The 16,213-nt window shown below is 67.2% G+C and carries 8 protein-coding genes; 3 read left to right on the top strand and 5 right to left on the bottom strand.

Features of this window, described 5'->3' with window-relative positions; all coding sequences use genetic code 11:
* Positions 1–129 precede the first annotated feature (129 nt).
* Entirely contained in the window at positions 130–2,337 is a 2,208-nt protein-coding gene (locus ACQY39_RS07495; RefSeq protein ID WP_428504904.1) for a TonB-dependent receptor, read from the top strand.
* Positions 2,338–2,340: 3 nt separating this feature from the next.
* Positions 2,341–4,626, top strand: coding sequence for a hypothetical protein (locus tag ACQY39_RS07490; protein ID WP_428504902.1), 2,286 nt, complete (start codon positions 2,341–2,343; stop codon positions 4,624–4,626).
* A gap of 9 nt (positions 4,627–4,635) precedes the next feature.
* On the opposite strand, the gene ACQY39_RS07485 is transcribed toward ACQY39_RS07490, so the two are convergent.
* Positions 4,636–5,127, bottom strand: a complete 492-nt coding sequence (locus ACQY39_RS07485; protein ID WP_428504901.1) for a Fur family transcriptional regulator — start codon at positions 5,125–5,127, stop codon at positions 4,636–4,638.
* Positions 5,128–5,173: 46 nt separating this feature from the next.
* Positions 5,174–7,894 (bottom strand): S9 family peptidase, encoded by a 2,721-nt coding sequence (locus ACQY39_RS07480; RefSeq protein WP_428504899.1) that lies wholly within the window; start codon positions 7,892–7,894, stop codon positions 5,174–5,176.
* A gap of 101 nt (positions 7,895–7,995) precedes the next feature.
* Between ACQY39_RS07480 and ACQY39_RS07475 the strand changes: the two genes are divergently transcribed.
* Complete coding sequence (locus tag ACQY39_RS07475) at positions 7,996–8,298, top strand: hypothetical protein (protein WP_428504897.1); 303 nt, start codon at positions 7,996–7,998, stop codon at positions 8,296–8,298.
* A gap of 98 nt (positions 8,299–8,396) precedes the next feature.
* On the opposite strand, the gene ACQY39_RS07470 is transcribed toward ACQY39_RS07475, so the two are convergent.
* The 3 genes from ACQY39_RS07470 to uvrA all read right to left on the bottom strand — a co-directional run bounded on the left by ACQY39_RS07470 (position 8,397) and on the right by uvrA (position 16,205).
* Positions 8,397–9,827 carry an esterase-like activity of phytase family protein gene (locus ACQY39_RS07470; protein WP_428504895.1) on the bottom strand — a complete coding sequence of 477 codons (1,431 nt, stop codon included), beginning with the start codon at positions 9,825–9,827 and terminating at the stop codon, positions 8,397–8,399.
* 124 nt (positions 9,828–9,951) lie between these two features.
* Positions 9,952–10,488, bottom strand: a complete 537-nt coding sequence (locus ACQY39_RS07465; RefSeq protein ID WP_428504893.1) for a hypothetical protein — start codon at positions 10,486–10,488, stop codon at positions 9,952–9,954.
* A gap of 59 nt (positions 10,489–10,547) precedes the next feature.
* Positions 10,548–16,205 (bottom strand): excinuclease ABC subunit UvrA, encoded by a 5,658-nt coding sequence (uvrA, locus tag ACQY39_RS07460; protein ID WP_428504891.1) that lies wholly within the window; start codon positions 16,203–16,205, stop codon positions 10,548–10,550.
* Between the last annotated feature and the right edge of the window lie 8 nt (positions 16,206–16,213).

Genomic DNA, 16,213 nt, shown 5'->3' with positions numbered 1-16,213 from the left:
AATATTTAATGCAAATGAGTTGCATATAATAATGCAAGTTGCTTGCACGTAACCAAACACTTCAACAGCACGCATTCCCGCAGAAGCGCCCGCTCGTTGTGCAACCCGGGCCCGACGCCTTCAGACTCGATGAACGCCAACCTCGCAAACCCGCGCCGGGCGCAGCAGCTGCTGCCTTTGGCCTTTCTCCTGCACACCGCGGCCAGCTGGGCCCAGAACCCTCCCGCCGAGCCCAGCAAAACCGAGGCGCAAGCTCTGCCCACGGTCAAGCTGCAGGGGAGGAAGCAGCGCAGCTCGGAGCTGGCCGGGCCCACCACCCAGCTGAGCGGCGACGAGCTGCGCAACAAGGCCTCGGCCACCCTGGGCGCAACCTTGCAAGATGAACTGGGCGTGGCCAACTCCAGCTTCGGGCCCAATGTTGGCCTGCCCATCATCCGCGGCCAAGGCGGTTCACGCGTCAAAGCCCTGGTGGGCGGCGGCGGCGCTCACGACGCCTCCACCCTCAGCGCCGACCACGGCGTGATGGTCGAAGCCGGTCTGGCGCAGAGCATCACCGTGCACCGTGGGCCCTCGGCGATCCGCCATGGCGGCGACGCTATCGGCGGCGCGGTTGAGATCGAGTACGGCCGTATCCCGGAGCAGCGCCCGCCAGGCCTCAAGCTGCAAAGCGAAGGCCGCGCAGGGGGCGGCGGCACCCTGGGCTTGCTGCGCGCCCAGGGCGGCTGGGGCGGGCCCGCAACGCAGGGCGGCAGCGAAGGCGCCAGGCCGCGCAATGGCTGGGCCTGGCATCTGGACGCCCATGGGCGGCGCAAGGATGAGGCCCGCATCCCGGGCTGGGCCATCGATGAAGAGGCGGTCAAACAACAGTTCTTCCTGGTCAGCGGCCGCAACACCTGGGGCCACATTCCCAACAGCGACGCACGCAGCTCGGGCGGCGCCGCGGGCCTGAGCACCGTCTTTGATGCCGGTTATGCCGGCGTCTCGGCAGCCACCATGCGCATCAACTACGGACTGCCTCCGGGCGCCCATTCGCACAACCATGGCGGCGGCAGCACGCCCCCCGGCGAACCGGCTGAGCCCGCCATCCGCATCCAAGCAGAGCAGCAGCGCCTGGACCTGAAATCAGCCATCAAGCTCGGCGACGCCTGGGCCCGAGAGCTCAAGCTGCACTTGGCCGACACCCGCTACCGCCACGACGAGCTGAACCAGGGCGTCAGCGAGACCGAGTTCCGCAACGAGGTGCAAGAAGGCCGGCTGGAGCTCGAACACAGTCTGGCCCCTGCACACTGGGGCAGCCTGGGGCTGCATCTGCAGAATCGGCGCTTCTCGGCCCTCGGCCTGGAGGCTTTTGTGCCCCGGACCCGAATCGAGAGCGCCGCCCTTTACGCCATTCAAGGCTTGAAACAGGAGGACTGGACCCTGGAGCTGGGCCTGCGCGCCGACTGGCGCCGCAGCCGCCCCCAGCCTCAGGCATCCAGCTTCGGCATCGAGGTGCTACTGCCCGAGCGGCGCTTCACCTTCGGCAACCTGTCGCTGGCCCTGACTCGCAAGCTCGGCGATGGCAGCGTGAGCCTGACGCATTGGCGCGCCAGCCGAGCACCCGATGTGCAAGAGCTGTACGCACTGGGGCCACACATCGCCACCCGCACCTACGACTTCGGCAACAGCGCGCTGCGGCTCGAAACCCTGCGCGGCTGGAACCTGGCGCTGCGCCAGCAATGGGGCGGCCTGGGTTTTCAGGCCAATGCCTTCCGCTACGACAGCGAGGACCACATCTACCAGCGCAGCCTGGGCGTCTTCTACGCGGCCGAGAAGAAGCAGTTTCGCGCCCTGTGCGCACAGCTGGATCAATGCCTGCCAGTGACGCGCTACGAGCAAGACCATGCCCGCTTTCACGGCTTTGAGGCCGAGCTCAAGCAAGAGCTGCTCGATCTGGGCGCGGAAGGCGCCGCCGGCGACAGCCTGCAGCTCTCGCTGCTGGGTGACCGGCTGCGCGGCCGCCTGGACCGCCTGGGCCAGGACGTGCCGCGTCAACCCGCCCCGCGCTGGGGGGCACGCCTGGAGCTGCTGCGAGGCCCCTGGCAGGCCGAGCTGCGCCGCATGCACAGCCTGGCCCAGCGCCACCCGGGTGAGAACGAGACTGACACCGCGGCATCGACACAGTGGCACGCCTCGCTGCGCTGGACCGGTCGCCTGGATGCCGGCCTGCAGCTCAGCACTTATGTGCTGGGCCGCAATCTGAGCAATCAGGAGGTGCGCAACAGCACCTCCTTCCTGCGCAACTACGCCCCCGAACCCGGCCGAAGCATTGAGCTGGGCGCCGAACTGAGGTACTGACCCATGGCCCGCCACCGCGCACATCCACCGCTGACGCTGCACCAAGAGCGCCCCACCCTGCACCGCGCCTTGCACCGCACTTTGCCGCTTTGGCGGTTGCAGCCACGGCTGCGCCTGAGCGTGCTAGCGGGTGCCCTGTGCCTGGTCGCCTGCGGCGGCGGCAACACGGTGGACGAGCCTGCATCCTTCAAGCTGCTGCCCGACGACTTGGTGGGCGCGCCCTGCGCCGGCTGCCGCGAGGGCTTTTTGGTCGGGCAGGCGCATGACGGCGTGGCCCTGGCCGATGCCGATGTGCTGCTGATCGACGCGCAAGGCCAAACCGCCCGAGGCCGCACCGATGCGCAAGGTCGTTATGCCATTGCCACCACCGGACTCAGCGGCGCCCTGCTGGTGCAGGTCAACGGCCTGAGCAGCGGCGAGCCGGTGCAGCTGCACTCGCTGGCCGTGGCCGTGGATGTGGGCAACCGCGCCGTCCATGTCTCGCCCCTGACCGAGCTGATGGCAGCCTTTGTGCTCGGCGGCACACCGCAGGACCTCCTGCAACAGGGCCGAATCGACTTCATGCGCGTCAGCGCCACCAGCTTGCGCAGCAGCCAGGACCGGGTTCGCCATCTCGTCCAGTCGTCCTGGGCGGTGATCGCCGGCGCCAGCGCTGCAGCGCCCGATCTGCGCAACGGCGAGCAAGGGCCGGCCCACCAAGGCATGGGCGCACTGGCGTCTTTGATCGAGCTGCAGCGCGTGGCCTCTGCCTACCGCCTGAGCGGCGTGGCAGGCGATGCCGCTGCCCAGGCCGGCGTACAGGTGGACCCGGTGGCCTCCAGCGTTGACGCGGTGCTGCCTGCGCCCAGCACAGCCCAAGCGACGGCACTGCAGGCAGGGTTGGCGGCTTTGCCGGACTTGGAGCAGTCGCTGGCGCGCTTCAGCCAGCTGTTTCAGAGCGGCCAAGCGCCCAATGCCCCCGACCTGCAGGCCTGGCTGGCGCCGGAGTTTCGCCACACCGGGCTGGACGCCGCAGCCTTCATCGACCAAGTTTTGCTGCAAGCCGAGCCGGGCGAGGCGCCCGGCAGCAGCCTGCGCGGTGTGCGCTTTGAGCGGCCACGTCTTGTGCAGGTTGACAGCGCCGATCGGCTGCGCGTGCGCGTACAGCTGAGCCTGCCGCCCCCCGCCCTGCCGCGCAGCGAAACACTGTGGCTGCGCAAGGTCGGCGACCGCTGGCTCTGGGAGGGCGATGGCCAGACCGGCCTGGTGCGTCTGCGCCATCTGTCCATCCTTGGGCCCAAGCCACGCGAGGCCGCCGATCTGCTGGCCCTGCCGGGCATGCGTTGCGCCGCCAGTGGGACAGCAGACACACGCTGCGCCGTCGAAGGCGGCCAGGGCGATGCGCCCAGTAGCGGCCAGCTGGACTACGGCAGCCCGCAGGGCGAGCAGTTCGGCCTGCTGGCCCATTACCGCTCCGAGGCCGGCAGCTGGCAAGAGCGCCTGCAGATGGCGCGCCAGCGCACGCGGCTCTTGGCCACGCCCAGCGCTCAGGTCAGCCAGCATCGCGCGTTTGAGGTGGACGCCCGCCGCATTGACCCACGCGTCAGCCAAGTGCGGGTGCAGGGCAGCGGCCTGCCCGAGCAGGGCCTGAGCCTGGTGCGCCCGGCCGAAGGGCAGGGATTCGAACAGCTGGCCCTGGCCGACAGCCCGGAGCAGGACTGGCATGCCCTGCGCACCGACCGCTGCCCAGGCAGCGGCGGCAGCGCAGCCGAGCACACGGTCTGCCAGGCGAACTGGGCCAAGGCCCAGGTGGGCGAGGTCTACCGATTCAGTTTCTTTGATGCCCAGGGTCGCTTGCTGCAAACCCAAACAGCGCGTCTGCCCGCCTCACCCGCACCGGCGGCGCAGTTGCAGGCCCAGGCTTCGCAGTGGTTCGCGCGTTTCGATTTGCAAGCGGAGCCGGCGCAGCAGCCGCTCTACGCCCGCGTGCTGGACCCGGAGCGCCGCCAGCAGGCGCTGGACTATCGCTGGGCATGGCAAGTCCCCAAGGGCGCCTCACAGCAGCTGGTGGGCGCAAAGTTGGAGCTTCATTGGGGGCACCCCGAGACCGGGGCCCAAGGTCAGCTGCAACTGCCGCTGAGTGCCCGAAGCCTGCACGCAGCAGGAAGCCACTTGATGCCAGCGCAGCTGTTGCCGACAGCGGCCCTGCCCACGGGCGCCCTGCCGGTATGGCTCAGCGCCCGCCTGAGCAGCCGCGACGCTCAAGGCAATCTCTACATGCACTACATCGCCCCAAACAACCCCTTCTGAGGTGCAGGGTCAACGCAGCTTGGCCTGTGGCTGCGTGCCGCAGTCGGCACATTGGCCGTGCACATTCAGATCAACCGCCGCCACGGCAAAGCCCTCGGGCACCGCCGGTTGGCGCGGCGGCTTGGCCGGCAGGCAATAGACCCGGCCGCAATCATCACAGTGGAAATGGGCATGGCCCTGGTGCTGGGCAGCCTGCTGCATCAAGGCGTAACGGCTGACCCGGTCGTCACCCACGGCCTTGCTCAGAACTCCGGCCTCAGCGAGGGCGTCCAGGGTGCGGTAGAGGGTGACCGCATCGATGGCCTGGGGCAACTCGGCTTCGATGTCTGCGTGGCTGAGCGCACGGGTGGCCTGCTCAAACACCGCCAGCACGGCCAAACGGTTGGGCGTGACACGCAGGCCAAGGGTGGCCAGACGCTCCCGCCGCGCCTCCAGCAGCGCCTCTTCTTGGGTGGCACGGGCAGGGGCGGACGGGCTGGCACTGGGCTTGCGTGTCTTCATGCCGCAATTCTAGGGGCGACCTGCCCGAAGGCAGGCCCCGGAGGCATCAGGGCGTGACACGGCCCAGATGCTGCAGCCAGAAGGCTTCGTACTTGCGGTGCCAGCCGACAGTCTTGACGGCGCCGCCCATGCCGTGCTCGCCCTCGGGATCGAGGAAGAGGTCGACCAGGCCTTCCTTGCCGGTTTCGAGCAGGGCGCGGTAGACGTTGACCGTGTCCTGGTAGAGCACGTTCGGGTCCATCATGCCGTGCACCAGCAGCAAAGGCTTGCGCAGGCCCTTGGCCATGGGGATCAGCGAGTACTTGCGCAGCACGGGCTTGCTGCGGTCGACCTTGCCGATGGTGCGGCCGCTGTACCAGCTGTTGTAGTTCTCCCATTCGGTCGGGCCGGCACCGGCGATGCCGGCGGCGAACAGATCGGGCTTGCTGTACATCGTGTACTGGGTCTGGAAGCCCCCGAAGCTCCAGCCATTCAGGCCCACGCGCGCGGGGTCGATGCCGAAGTCCTTGCTCATCAGCGCGTGCAGGTCTTCCAGGTCCTCGGTCTGCGGCAGGCCGGCCTGTTCCCAGTTGGCGTCCGAGAAGCGGCGGCCGTAGTTGCTGTGGCCGCGCGAATCGATGGTCACCATCACATAGCCATGCTTGGCCGCCATGTACATGGCGAAGACGTAGGCGCTGGGCTGGAAGCTGTCGCTCTCGACCGAGTGGCGGTCGTTCAGCGGGCCGCCGTAGATGTAGACCACGGCCGGGCGCTTGTCGCTGGCCTTCCAGCCCTGCGGCTTGAAGACATAGGCCGGGATGCTGTCGCCATGGCGGTTCTTGAAGCCGAATCGCTCGGGGCGCAGCACATCGACCTGGCTCCAGGCCTTGTCATGGCTGTCGGTCAGGGTCTTGAGCGTGGGCTTGGCGCTGGCCTCGATCAGCTTGAGCTCGGGACGCGACACCCAGTTGCCGGCATTGGCCGCCAGCCACTGGCCGTCGTGCGAGACCACGGCATTGCGGTGGTACTCGCCCGGCGTGCCCAGGGCCTGCATGCTGCCATCGGCCATGCTGACGCGGAACAGGTTCATGCTGGCCAGATCATCCTTGTTGGCCGCCACGAACATGCTCTTGCTGTCGGGCGTGAAGCCCAGCACCTGGTGGGCCTCGAACTCACCCTTGAGCAGATGGCGCAGGCTGCGTGAGGCCAGGTCCCAGGCATAGGGCTGGCGGAAGCCGGCTTCGTCCAGCACCAGCACCAGCTGCTTGCCATCGGGCGTGAAGCGCGGGCGCACGACGTTCACCACCTCGTGGCCGACATCACCGCGGCGCTCCAGCACCATCTCGGGCTTGGCGCTCTCGTCGGCGCTGCCCACGTAGACGCGCAGCAGTTCTTTCTCGCGCTCCCAGGTGCTGAAGGCATAGCGGCTGCCATCACGCGCCCAGGCGATGGGGCTGATCTCGAACCAGACATCGCCGCCGGCATGGGTGAACACAGGCGTCGACTGCTTGGCCGGCGCTTCACCGGCGGCGGGCACCTTGCGGATGTAGAGCGCCAGCGGCTTGTTGACACGCTTGTCGTCGGAGACTTCGCGGTCCACCTTCTTGGCTTTGGCGAAGCGCTCGTTGTAGCCCATGATCTCGACCTGGCGTCCGGTGGGCTCGGGCACGGGCTTGCCGTCATCGCCGGCCGGCTTGCTGGGTGCGCGGCCGATCAAGGCCATCCAGCGGCTGTCTTCACTCAGCGTGGTCGATTCGATGGCGTACTTCTTGTCCGCATCATCGGGGTGGATCAGCTCGCGGTTGAGCACCTGCACGCCGCCCTGGCTGAAGCGGGCACGCAGCACGCGCTTGTCATCCATGAAGACGTACCCGGCGTCATCAGCGGTGTAGGCCACCATGCGCAGATTGCGCTGCAAGTCCAGCAGGGGCTGCAGCTTGCTGTCACCGGCGACCCAGCGGAACAGGGCGCCGCGGTACTGCAGGATCAGCTCATCGGCCTTGTTGGCCCAGACGATCTGCGTCACACCGGGGTAAAGGTCACTGGGCTTGAGCTTGTCGCGCAGCTGCTTTTTCTTCAGCTCGTCGCGCCATTCCCAGAGTTCCTTGTCTTTCTCTGGCTTGCTCTCGGCCTTGGCTGTGGCGCTGGGTGCGGACGCTGCCGATGCGGCAGCCTCTGCCGTGGGGGGAACGGGCTTGCCGCTGCGCTTGGCTTCCAGTGCGGCCGCGGCCTTCTTCTCGGCTTCGGCCTCGGCTTTGTCGGCGGCCTTCTGGGCCTCGTCCTTGGCCTTCTTGGCGGCGAATTCCTTCTTCACCAGCTCCAGCTGGGCGGCTTCCCACTGGCCCAGGTCCACGTTTTCGCCGCGCAGATAGGCGGCTTGGGCCACCTCGCGGGCCTGGCGCTCGGCGGTCTCGCTGCGCTTTTGCTGCAGCTTCTTGTCAAAGCGCTGCAAATCCTCGGGCGCATCGAAAGCGGCCATGATGGCTGGCGAGGTCAGGCGCAGGCTCTTGCCGGTCTTGCTGTCGTGCACGTAGAGATCGGTGCCCGGCTCGCCAAACGGGTTCCACAAATAGGCCAGATAGCGCCCGCTGCGGCTGAACTTGGGCTCACGCGCGTTCTCGCCCCGGTAGGGCTCGGCGCGGAACACCTGCTCCAGGCTCAAGGGCGAAGCGGTGGCAGTTGCCGCGCTGGTCGCGGCCGTTGCCGTGAAGGAAAAGCTCGCTGCGCTGAGCAGGGCCGCCACCAAGCAGCTCGTGCCTGCCAGTCTTGAAGGTTGATTCTTGAACAATCCAGTCTCCGCACACGCCCCGGTTCAGGGCAGCGCGCATTCTAGAAAGACTTGCAATTCGCATGTTCGCGCTGCGGCTCTTGCGCGAAACTCCAGGAATCATGATCGCCAACGTCTTTGCCGCCCTCGGTCTCCTGACCTGCCTCTTGCTGGCCCTGCGCATGGCCCTGCCGGCCGCGCGCCAGCGCCAGGTGGACGCCGCCCTGCGCCGCGCTTGGGCGCGCCTGCGCGAACTGGCTTCCCAGCTGCGCCACTGGCGCAGCCACCGCCAGCACAGCAAGCAAGCCGCGGCGGAAGCGGCCGAGCTGATCCGCCGCGCCAAGGCCCGCGACGAGGTCGACCGGGACGGCAACGTCTACCGACCCAAGCAGTTCGATCCCAAGAAGCGACGCGATCTGCACTGAGGCCGGCACCGCGCCGCAGCGGACGCCCCCCTGAACAGGCGAACGGGCTCTGGACTGCATGTCCAGAGCCCGTTCGCCCTTCAGGCCTCGCTCCCTACTCAGCTCGGTACATCTGTCTTGCGGCGCTGCCGGGCCAGGCCGCCCAGAGCCAGCAGGCCGCCGGCCATCAGCGCCCAGCTGCCGGGCTCGGGCACCGGGGCGGTGTAGCCGCCCAGCTCGGTATCACTGATGGTGTAGGCATGCAGCACGCCCGGCAGCAGGCGGTAGCTGCCGTCCTGCGGCACGCTGTTGGCCGCGCCGGTGCAGCCGATCACCGTGCCCAGCGGGCACTGGATCGAGCTCGCATAAGGATTGGCATCCGTGAAACGGAAGTAGACGTCGAACTGCTCGCCGCTGGAGTTCTGGGTCACGCTGTAGTCGTTGTCGGTGCCCGCCAGGATCAGGTACTTGCCATTGGCCAGCTTGGGGCCGATGGCCAGGCCCTCCCACTTCTCGGGCGACTTGCCACCCAGCTCGGCCAAGGTGTTGGCGTCCAGATCGAGAATCTGGCCCGACTTGCTGACCTTGGTGTAGCTGCCGGTGCTGAGGTTGAGCCCAGAAACATCGGTGGCGCCGCTCAGGTCGATGCGGTAGACCTCTTTGTCGGCGGTGGCGAACTCGGCGCCGACGCCGACGCCGCGGTTGTTGCGCTCCAGCACATAGAACTCATGGTCGTTGATGGCCACCAGGGCGGAGATGCCCTGGCCCTGGCCGCTGCGCTTCATCTGATACGCATACTGGGCCACGGCCTCACCCGTGCTGATGTCGAACTTGACGATGCGGTTGACCGAGCCATTGCCTGCGCCTTCGTCCAGCATGGCGCTCTGCAGCATGGCATAGGCGTACTTACCGTCCGGGCTGATGGCCAGGCCTTCGAAACCACGGTTGGTGCGCTTGCCGGCGGTGTTGCCGCTGTCGTCGGCATAGTTGGCCAGGCCAGAGGCGGCATTGCGCGGCACCAGATTGGCGGGCGTGTTGAAGGTGCGGATCAGTTCGCCGCTGCGATTGAACTCGCGCACCGACGGGCCGTACTCATCGGACACCAGGAAGGTGCCGGTGCGCGGATTGATGACCACGCCTTCCGGGTCAAAGGCCAGACCCAGCTGGCTCTTGGGGTTGGGCGCCAGGCCATTGAGGCCCTGGCTGCCGCTCTTGAAGATCACCGTCTCGGCGATCTTGAAATTACTGATCGCACCGGTGTTCTGGTTGATGTCCAGGGTGAAGCGCTGGACGCGGGTGTCGTAGCTGAGCGTGCCGCCGCCCGGGCCGCGGTCCGACAGGCCCCACCATTCATTGCGGTTCGTGTCGTAGTAGATGTCGGAGAAATAGCCGAGGCGGCCGTTGTTGACGCTGCTGCCGCCGGACAGATCCAGGGCGGCGCCGTCCAGGGCCAGACCGTTGACGAAGGAAGGCGCGGCTTGCGCGGCCACGCCGGCCGAAGCCAGCAAGACGGCGGCCGAAACGGCACGCAGGGAGAGAATGTTCATCATGGTGTGCAGAGCCCCGGAGAGTGAATAAATCACGAGTCGACCCGGCAGGCTAGTCGGGGGCTGTGACGAGGGCGTGACATATCACCCCGTAGCCCCGCGCCAAACGAAAGCAGCTCAGCCCCGGTCAGCGCGCACTCCGCGCCACGCCCACCGAGAAAGCCCAGAATCGCCGCTCGCCCTTGCTGCGCCCGCACTGCAGGTTCAGCCGCTCCATCTGTTGATCCGGCGCGAGTTGCGGCAGGCGGCGCTCCCAGACGAGGACGCGGTTCATATAGCCATCGGTATCGCCTTCGATGAACTCATCGCTGCGTGTCGGCGCGCCGAACAGCGCTTTCAGCCGCTTCTCGATCTCAGCACAGCGTGGATAGCCAGCGGCCCGCAGCACTCGGCCATCGGCCGACACCAGCGCCCGACGCTCGAAGCTCAGCAACAAGCGCCCGCGCCCGCTGCCGTCCGGTGTGGCGATCTCGATCTGATGGATATGGTCCTGCACCCGCTCGGGGGCGACATCGAGGGTGTTGCCGCTGTCGTAGTCCTGCGGGTAGAGCTGCCGGAGCTGGTTCCGTGTGGTTTCCAGGCTCAGGCCAGCGAAGGCGAAGGGCTGCGAAGGCGATATGGACTGCGCCTGCGCCCGGGGCGCCGGCATGGCCAAAGTCGCCATCAGGAACAAAAGCGCAGCGGCATTCGCTCGACCCCTCGAGCCTTGCCGCTGCGCAAGCATCAGGCCGGGCTCCGGCTCAAGACCGGCCGCAAGGCCTCGCCCGTGTGCGAGCCCTTGGCCACCACCTGCTCCGGCGTGCCGGCCACCACCACCTCGCCACCGGCTGTGCCGCCGTCCGGGCCCAGGTCGATGACCCAGTCGGCTTCGGCGATCACGTCCAAATCGTGCTCGATGACCACCACCGAGTGGCCGCCGGCCACCAGGCGGTGCAGCACGCGGATCAGGCGCTCGACGTCGGCCATGTGCAGGCCCACGGTGGGCTCGTCCAGCACATAGAGCGTGTGTGGTGCCTTCTGGCCGCGGCGGCCCACCTCGTCACGCACCTTGACCAGCTCGGACACCAGCTTGATGCGCTGCGCCTCGCCGCCCGACAGCGTCGGTGAGGGCTGGCCCAAGGTCAGATAACCGAGGCCCACATCCTGCAAAAGCTTGAGCGGGTGGCCGATGGCCGGCATGGCAGCGAAGAACTCGACCGCCTCGTCCACCTCCATGGCCAGCACATCGCCGATGCTCTTGCCCCGCCAGCTGACGCCCAAAGTCTCCGGGTTGAAGCGCTGGCCATGGCATTGGTCGCAGAGCACCTTCACATCGGGCAGAAAGCTCATCTCGATGGTGCGCATGCCCTGGCCTTCGCAGCCGGGGCAGCGGCCCTCGCCGGTGTTGAAGCTGAAGCGGTTCGGCGCATAGCCACGCGCCTTGCTCTCCAACGTCTCGGCAAAGAGCTTGCGGATGGCGTCCCAGAAACCGATGTAGGTGGCCGGGCAGCTGCGCGGGGTTTTGCCGATGGGTGTTTGGTCGACTTCCAGCACGCGGTCCACTTTCTCGTGGCCCTCGATGCCGGCGCAACCGATCCAGTGGGCCGGCGCCTTGCGCAGCGGCACGGCGACGGCCATATTGGCCAGCAGCACATCGCGCGCCAAGGTGGACTTGCCCGAGCCCGACACACCGGTCACCGCCACCAGGCGATGCAGGGGCACATCGATGTTCACCTTCTGCAGGTTGTGCAGGGTGGCATCGAGCACGCGCAGGCGCGGTGCCTCGTCCAGCATCTCGCGCCGCGCTTGCAGCGGGTGGATCAGCGGATGCGCCAGGAAGCGGCCGGTGACCGAATCGGCCTGCAGGGCCAGATCAGCCGCCGTGCCTTGGGCCACCACATGGCCGCCGCGTTTGCCGGCGCCGGGGCCGATGTCGATGATGTGGTCCGCGCGGCGGATGGTGTCCTCGTCGTGCTCCACGACCACCAAGGTATTGCCCAGATCGCTGAGCCGGCCCAGGGCCTTGAGCAGGATCTGGTTGTCGCGCGGATGCAGGCCGATGGTGGGCTCGTCCAGCACATAGCAAACGCCTTGCAGGTTCGAGCCTAACTGCGCCGCCAGGCGGATGCGTTGCGCCTCGCCGCCCGAGAGCGTGGGAGCCGCGCGGTCCAAGGTCAGATAGCCCAGGCCCACTTCTTCCAGGAACTCCAGGCGGCCCTGGATTTCGCTGACCACATCGCGGGCGATCTCGGCGTCGCGGCCGAGTAACTCCAGGCTGTCGACCCAGGCACGCGCCTGCTTGACGCTCCAGGACGCGACCGTGCTGATGGCTTGCGACTCAAAGGTCACGGCGCGCGCCGAAGGGTTCAGGCGAGTGCCATGGCAATCGCCACAGGGCTGGTCGGCCAGGCCTTCAATGTCCACCTCCTGGCCGGCAAAGCTCTGTTCGCGGCCGCCCTTGTCGTCGACGACCGAGTCGTCCAGCGCCTTGCGCTGTTCGCGCGTCAGGGCAAGACCTGTCCCCACGCAGCTGTTGCACCAGCCATGCTTGCTGTTGTAGCTGAACATGCGGGGATCGAGCTCGCCATAACTCGTGCCACAGGTCGGGCAGGCGCGCTTGGTGCTGAAGACCTTGACGGTGCCGAGACCGACGGTCGAGCGGCCGGAAGCGATGGCTTCGTGCAGGCCGTCCAGCGGGGTCAGCAGATGCAGCACGCCCTTGCCGAAATCCAGCGCCTTGGCCAGCAGCTCGCGCAGCTCGGCCTCCTTGTCCACGCTGATGATGAGGTCGCCGACCGGCAGCTCCAGCGTGTGCTCCTTGAAGCGATCCAAGCGCGGCCAGGGCGCGGTGGGCGTGAACTCGCCGTCCACGCGCAGATGGGTGTAGCCGCGGCCCTTGGCCCATTTGGCCAGGTCGGTGTAGAGGCCCTTGCGGTTGACCACCAGGGGGGCCAGCAGGCCCACATGCTGGCCCTTGTGATCGCGCAGCAGCTGCGCGGCGATGGACTCGACGCTTTGCGGCCGCACCGGCGTGCCGTCGTGCACGCAGTGCTGCACGCCCAGCTTCACATAGAGCAGGCGCAGGAAATGCCAGACCTCGGTGGTGGTGGCCACCGTGCTCTTGCGGCCGCCGCGGCTCAGGCGCTGCTCGATGGCCACCGTGGGCGGAATGCCCCAGACGGCATCGACCTCGGGCCGGCCGGCCGGTTGCACGATGGAGCGCGCGTAGGCATTGAGCGATTCGAGATAGCGCCGCTGGCCCTCGTTGAACAGGATGTCAAAAGCCAGGGTCGATTTGCCCGAGCCCGAGACGCCGGTGATCACATTGAACTTGCCGCGCGGGATGTTGACGTTGACCGACTTGAGGTTGTGTTCCTTGGCGTTGACGATCTGGATGTTGTTGTCCAGGTTGGCCGACTGGCGGCGCGCGCGGATCAGGCTTTGCAGCGGCCGGCCCTCTTCCACCTTCATGGCCGGGCGGTCCATCTGCGCCGAGTACTCGCGCAAGGCCAGGGCGGTATGCGAAGTGGGGTGTTCCTTGACCTCTTCCGGTGTGCCCACGCAAACCAGCTCACCGCCGTCTTCCCCACCCTCGGGGCCCAGGTCGATCAGCCAGTCGGCCGCGCGGATCACATCAAGGTTGTGCTCGATCAGGATCAGCGAATGGCCGATGGCCAGCAGCTTGCGCAGCGCGCGCATCAGCTTGGCGATGTCGTCGAAGTGCAGGCCGGTGGTGGGCTCGTCGAACATGAAGAGCGTGCCCTTCTTGGCCACGGCCTGGCGGGGCTTCGCTGCAGCCTCGGCCAGGAAGCCGGCCAGCTTGAGCCGCTGTGCCTCGCCACCCGAGAGCGTGGGCACGGGCTGACCCAGCTTCACATACTCCAGGCCCACATCGATGATGGGCTGCAGCTTGGCCAGCACCTCGCGGTCGTCCTTGAACAGGCGCACCGCTTCGCTGACTGTCAATTCAAGCACGTCCGCGACGCTCATCTCGCGCTCGGCTCTTTGCAGCTTCACATCGAGCATCTCGGCGCGGTAGCGGCGGCCGTCACAGTCCGGGCAGCGCAGGTACACGTCGGACAGGAACTGCATCTCCACATGCTCAAAGCCCGAGCCGCCGCAGGTCGGGCAGCGGCCGTCGCCGGCATTGAAGCTGAACATGCCGGCCGTGTAGCTGCGCTCGGCCGCCAGCGGCGTGGCGGCAAAGAGCTTGCGCAGCTCATCGAAAGCACCGACGTAAGAAGCCGGGTTGGAGCGCGCGGTCTTTCCGATCGGCGATTGGTCCACAAAGACGGCATCGGACAGCCAGTCGGCGCCGAGCAGGCGATCGTGTTGGCCCGGCGTCTCGGTGGCCTGGCCGAAATGGCGGGCCAGGGCCGGGTACAGCACATCCTGCATCAGCGTGCTCTTGCCCGAGCCCGACACGCCGGTCACCACCACCATGCGCTGCAGCGGGAACTCGACGCTGACGTTGCGCAGATTGTGCTCACGCACGCCCTCGAGAATCAGCTTGGGCGTGCTGGCTTCGACCGGGCGCTTCAGGCCCATGCCGACGAATTTGCGCGAGCCGAGGTAGGCGCCGGTCAGGGTATCGGCCGCGCGGATGGCGTCCGGCGTGCCATCAAACACGATCTGCCCGCCCTTCTCGCCCGGGCCGGGGCCCATATCAATCAGGCGGTCGGCCGCCAGCATCACGGCCGGGTCATGCTCGACCACCACCAAGGTGTTGCCGGCATCGCGCAGGCGGTGCATGGCCTGGACGATGCGGTTCATATCGCGCGGATGCAGGCCGATGCTGGGCTCATCCAGCACGAAGAGGGTGTTCACCAGCGAGGTGCCCAAGGCCGTGGTCAGGTTGATGCGCTGCACCTCGCCGCCGCTGAGCGTGCGGCTCTGGCGGTCCAGCGTGAGGTAGCCGATGCCGACATCGCAGAGGTATTTGAGGCGGTTACGGATCTCCTCCAGCAGTAGCTTCAGCGCATCGTCGAGCAGGCTGCTGGGCAGCTGCAGCTGGTCGAGAAAGCTGCGCAGGCGGTGAATGGGCAGCTGCATCAAATCATGCAGGGCCAGGCCCGGCAGGGCTTCCAGCTGGGCGCGATTCCAATCCACGCCCTTGGGCATCAGGCGCTGAGCAGGCGGTAGCAATGAGTCGGCCAATTCCTTGGAGCCAACCCGCCAGAGCAGGGCCTCGGTCTTGAGCCGGGCGCCATCGCAGGTGCCGCAGGTGGTGTAGCTGCGGTACTTGGACAGCAGCACCCGGATGTGCATCTTGTAGGCCTTGCTCTCCAGGTACTCGAAGAAGCGCATGACCCCGTACCACTGCTTGTTCCAGTTGCCGGTCCAGTTCGGCGAGCCGTGGATCACCCAGTCGCGCTGCGCCTGCGAGAGCTGGCTCCAGGGCGTGTCGCGCGGAATGCCGGCGTCGCCGGCGTACTTGAGCAGGTCGTCCTGGCTGTCTTTCCAGGCCGGGGTGGAGAGCGTCTTGATCGCGCCATTGCGCAGCGTCTTCTTCTCATCCGGGATCACCAGGCCCAGGTCCACGCCGATGACGCGACCGAAGCCGCGGCAGGTCTCGCAAGCGCCCATGGCGGAGTTGAAGGAGAACAGCGGCGGCTGTGGCTCCTGGTAGCGCAGATCGCTGTCGGGGCAATGCAGGCCGGTGGAGTAACGCCACAGGACGGCGTCACCCTCGTCAGCGGGGAGAACGTAAACATTCAATCGGCCACTGCCGCGCTTCAGACAGAGCTCGATCGCCTCCATCGCCCGTTGCTTGTCGGTGCCCTGCAAACGGAAACGGTCGGCCACCACGTCCAGCAGCTTGCGTGGCCCGGTCGGCGTGGCGACTTCGCGCTCGGCTTGCACGCGCGTGAAACCACTGGCCGAGAGCCACTGCGTCACTTCCTCGCTGCTGGTCGTGGCCGGCAACTCGACCGGAAAGGTCAGCACGATGCGTGGGTCTTGCTCCTTGGTGCGCTCCAACAGCTCCAGATAAATCGTCTGCGCCGTGTCGTGGCGCACCGCCTGGGCGGTCTTCTTGTCGAAAAGCTGGGCCGAGCGGGCAAACAAGAGCTTGAGGTGGTCGTTCAGCTCGGTCATGGTGCCGACCGTGGAGCGGCTGGTGCGCACCGGATTGGTCTGGTCGATGGCAATCGCCGGCGGCACACCTTCGACCTTGTCCACCGCCGGGCGGTCCATGCGGTCCAGGAACTGGCGGGCATAGGCCGAGAAGGTCTCGACATAGCGTCGCTGGCCTTCGGCGTACAGGGTGTCGAACACCAGGCTGGACTTGCCCGAGCCACTGGGGCCGGTCACGACGGTCAACTCGCCCGTGTGCAGATCCAGGTCGATGTTCTTGAGATTGTGTTGACGGGCGCCGCGGATGCGGATGGTGCCTTCGGACATGGAGAGTG

The sequence above is a fragment of the Roseateles sp. genome (assembly GCF_965262435.1).
GTDB lineage: Bacteria > Pseudomonadota > Gammaproteobacteria > Burkholderiales > Burkholderiaceae_C > Paucibacter_A.
Note: the sequence above shows the minus strand (reverse complement) of the source record. Positions and strands in the feature narration are given on the sequence as shown.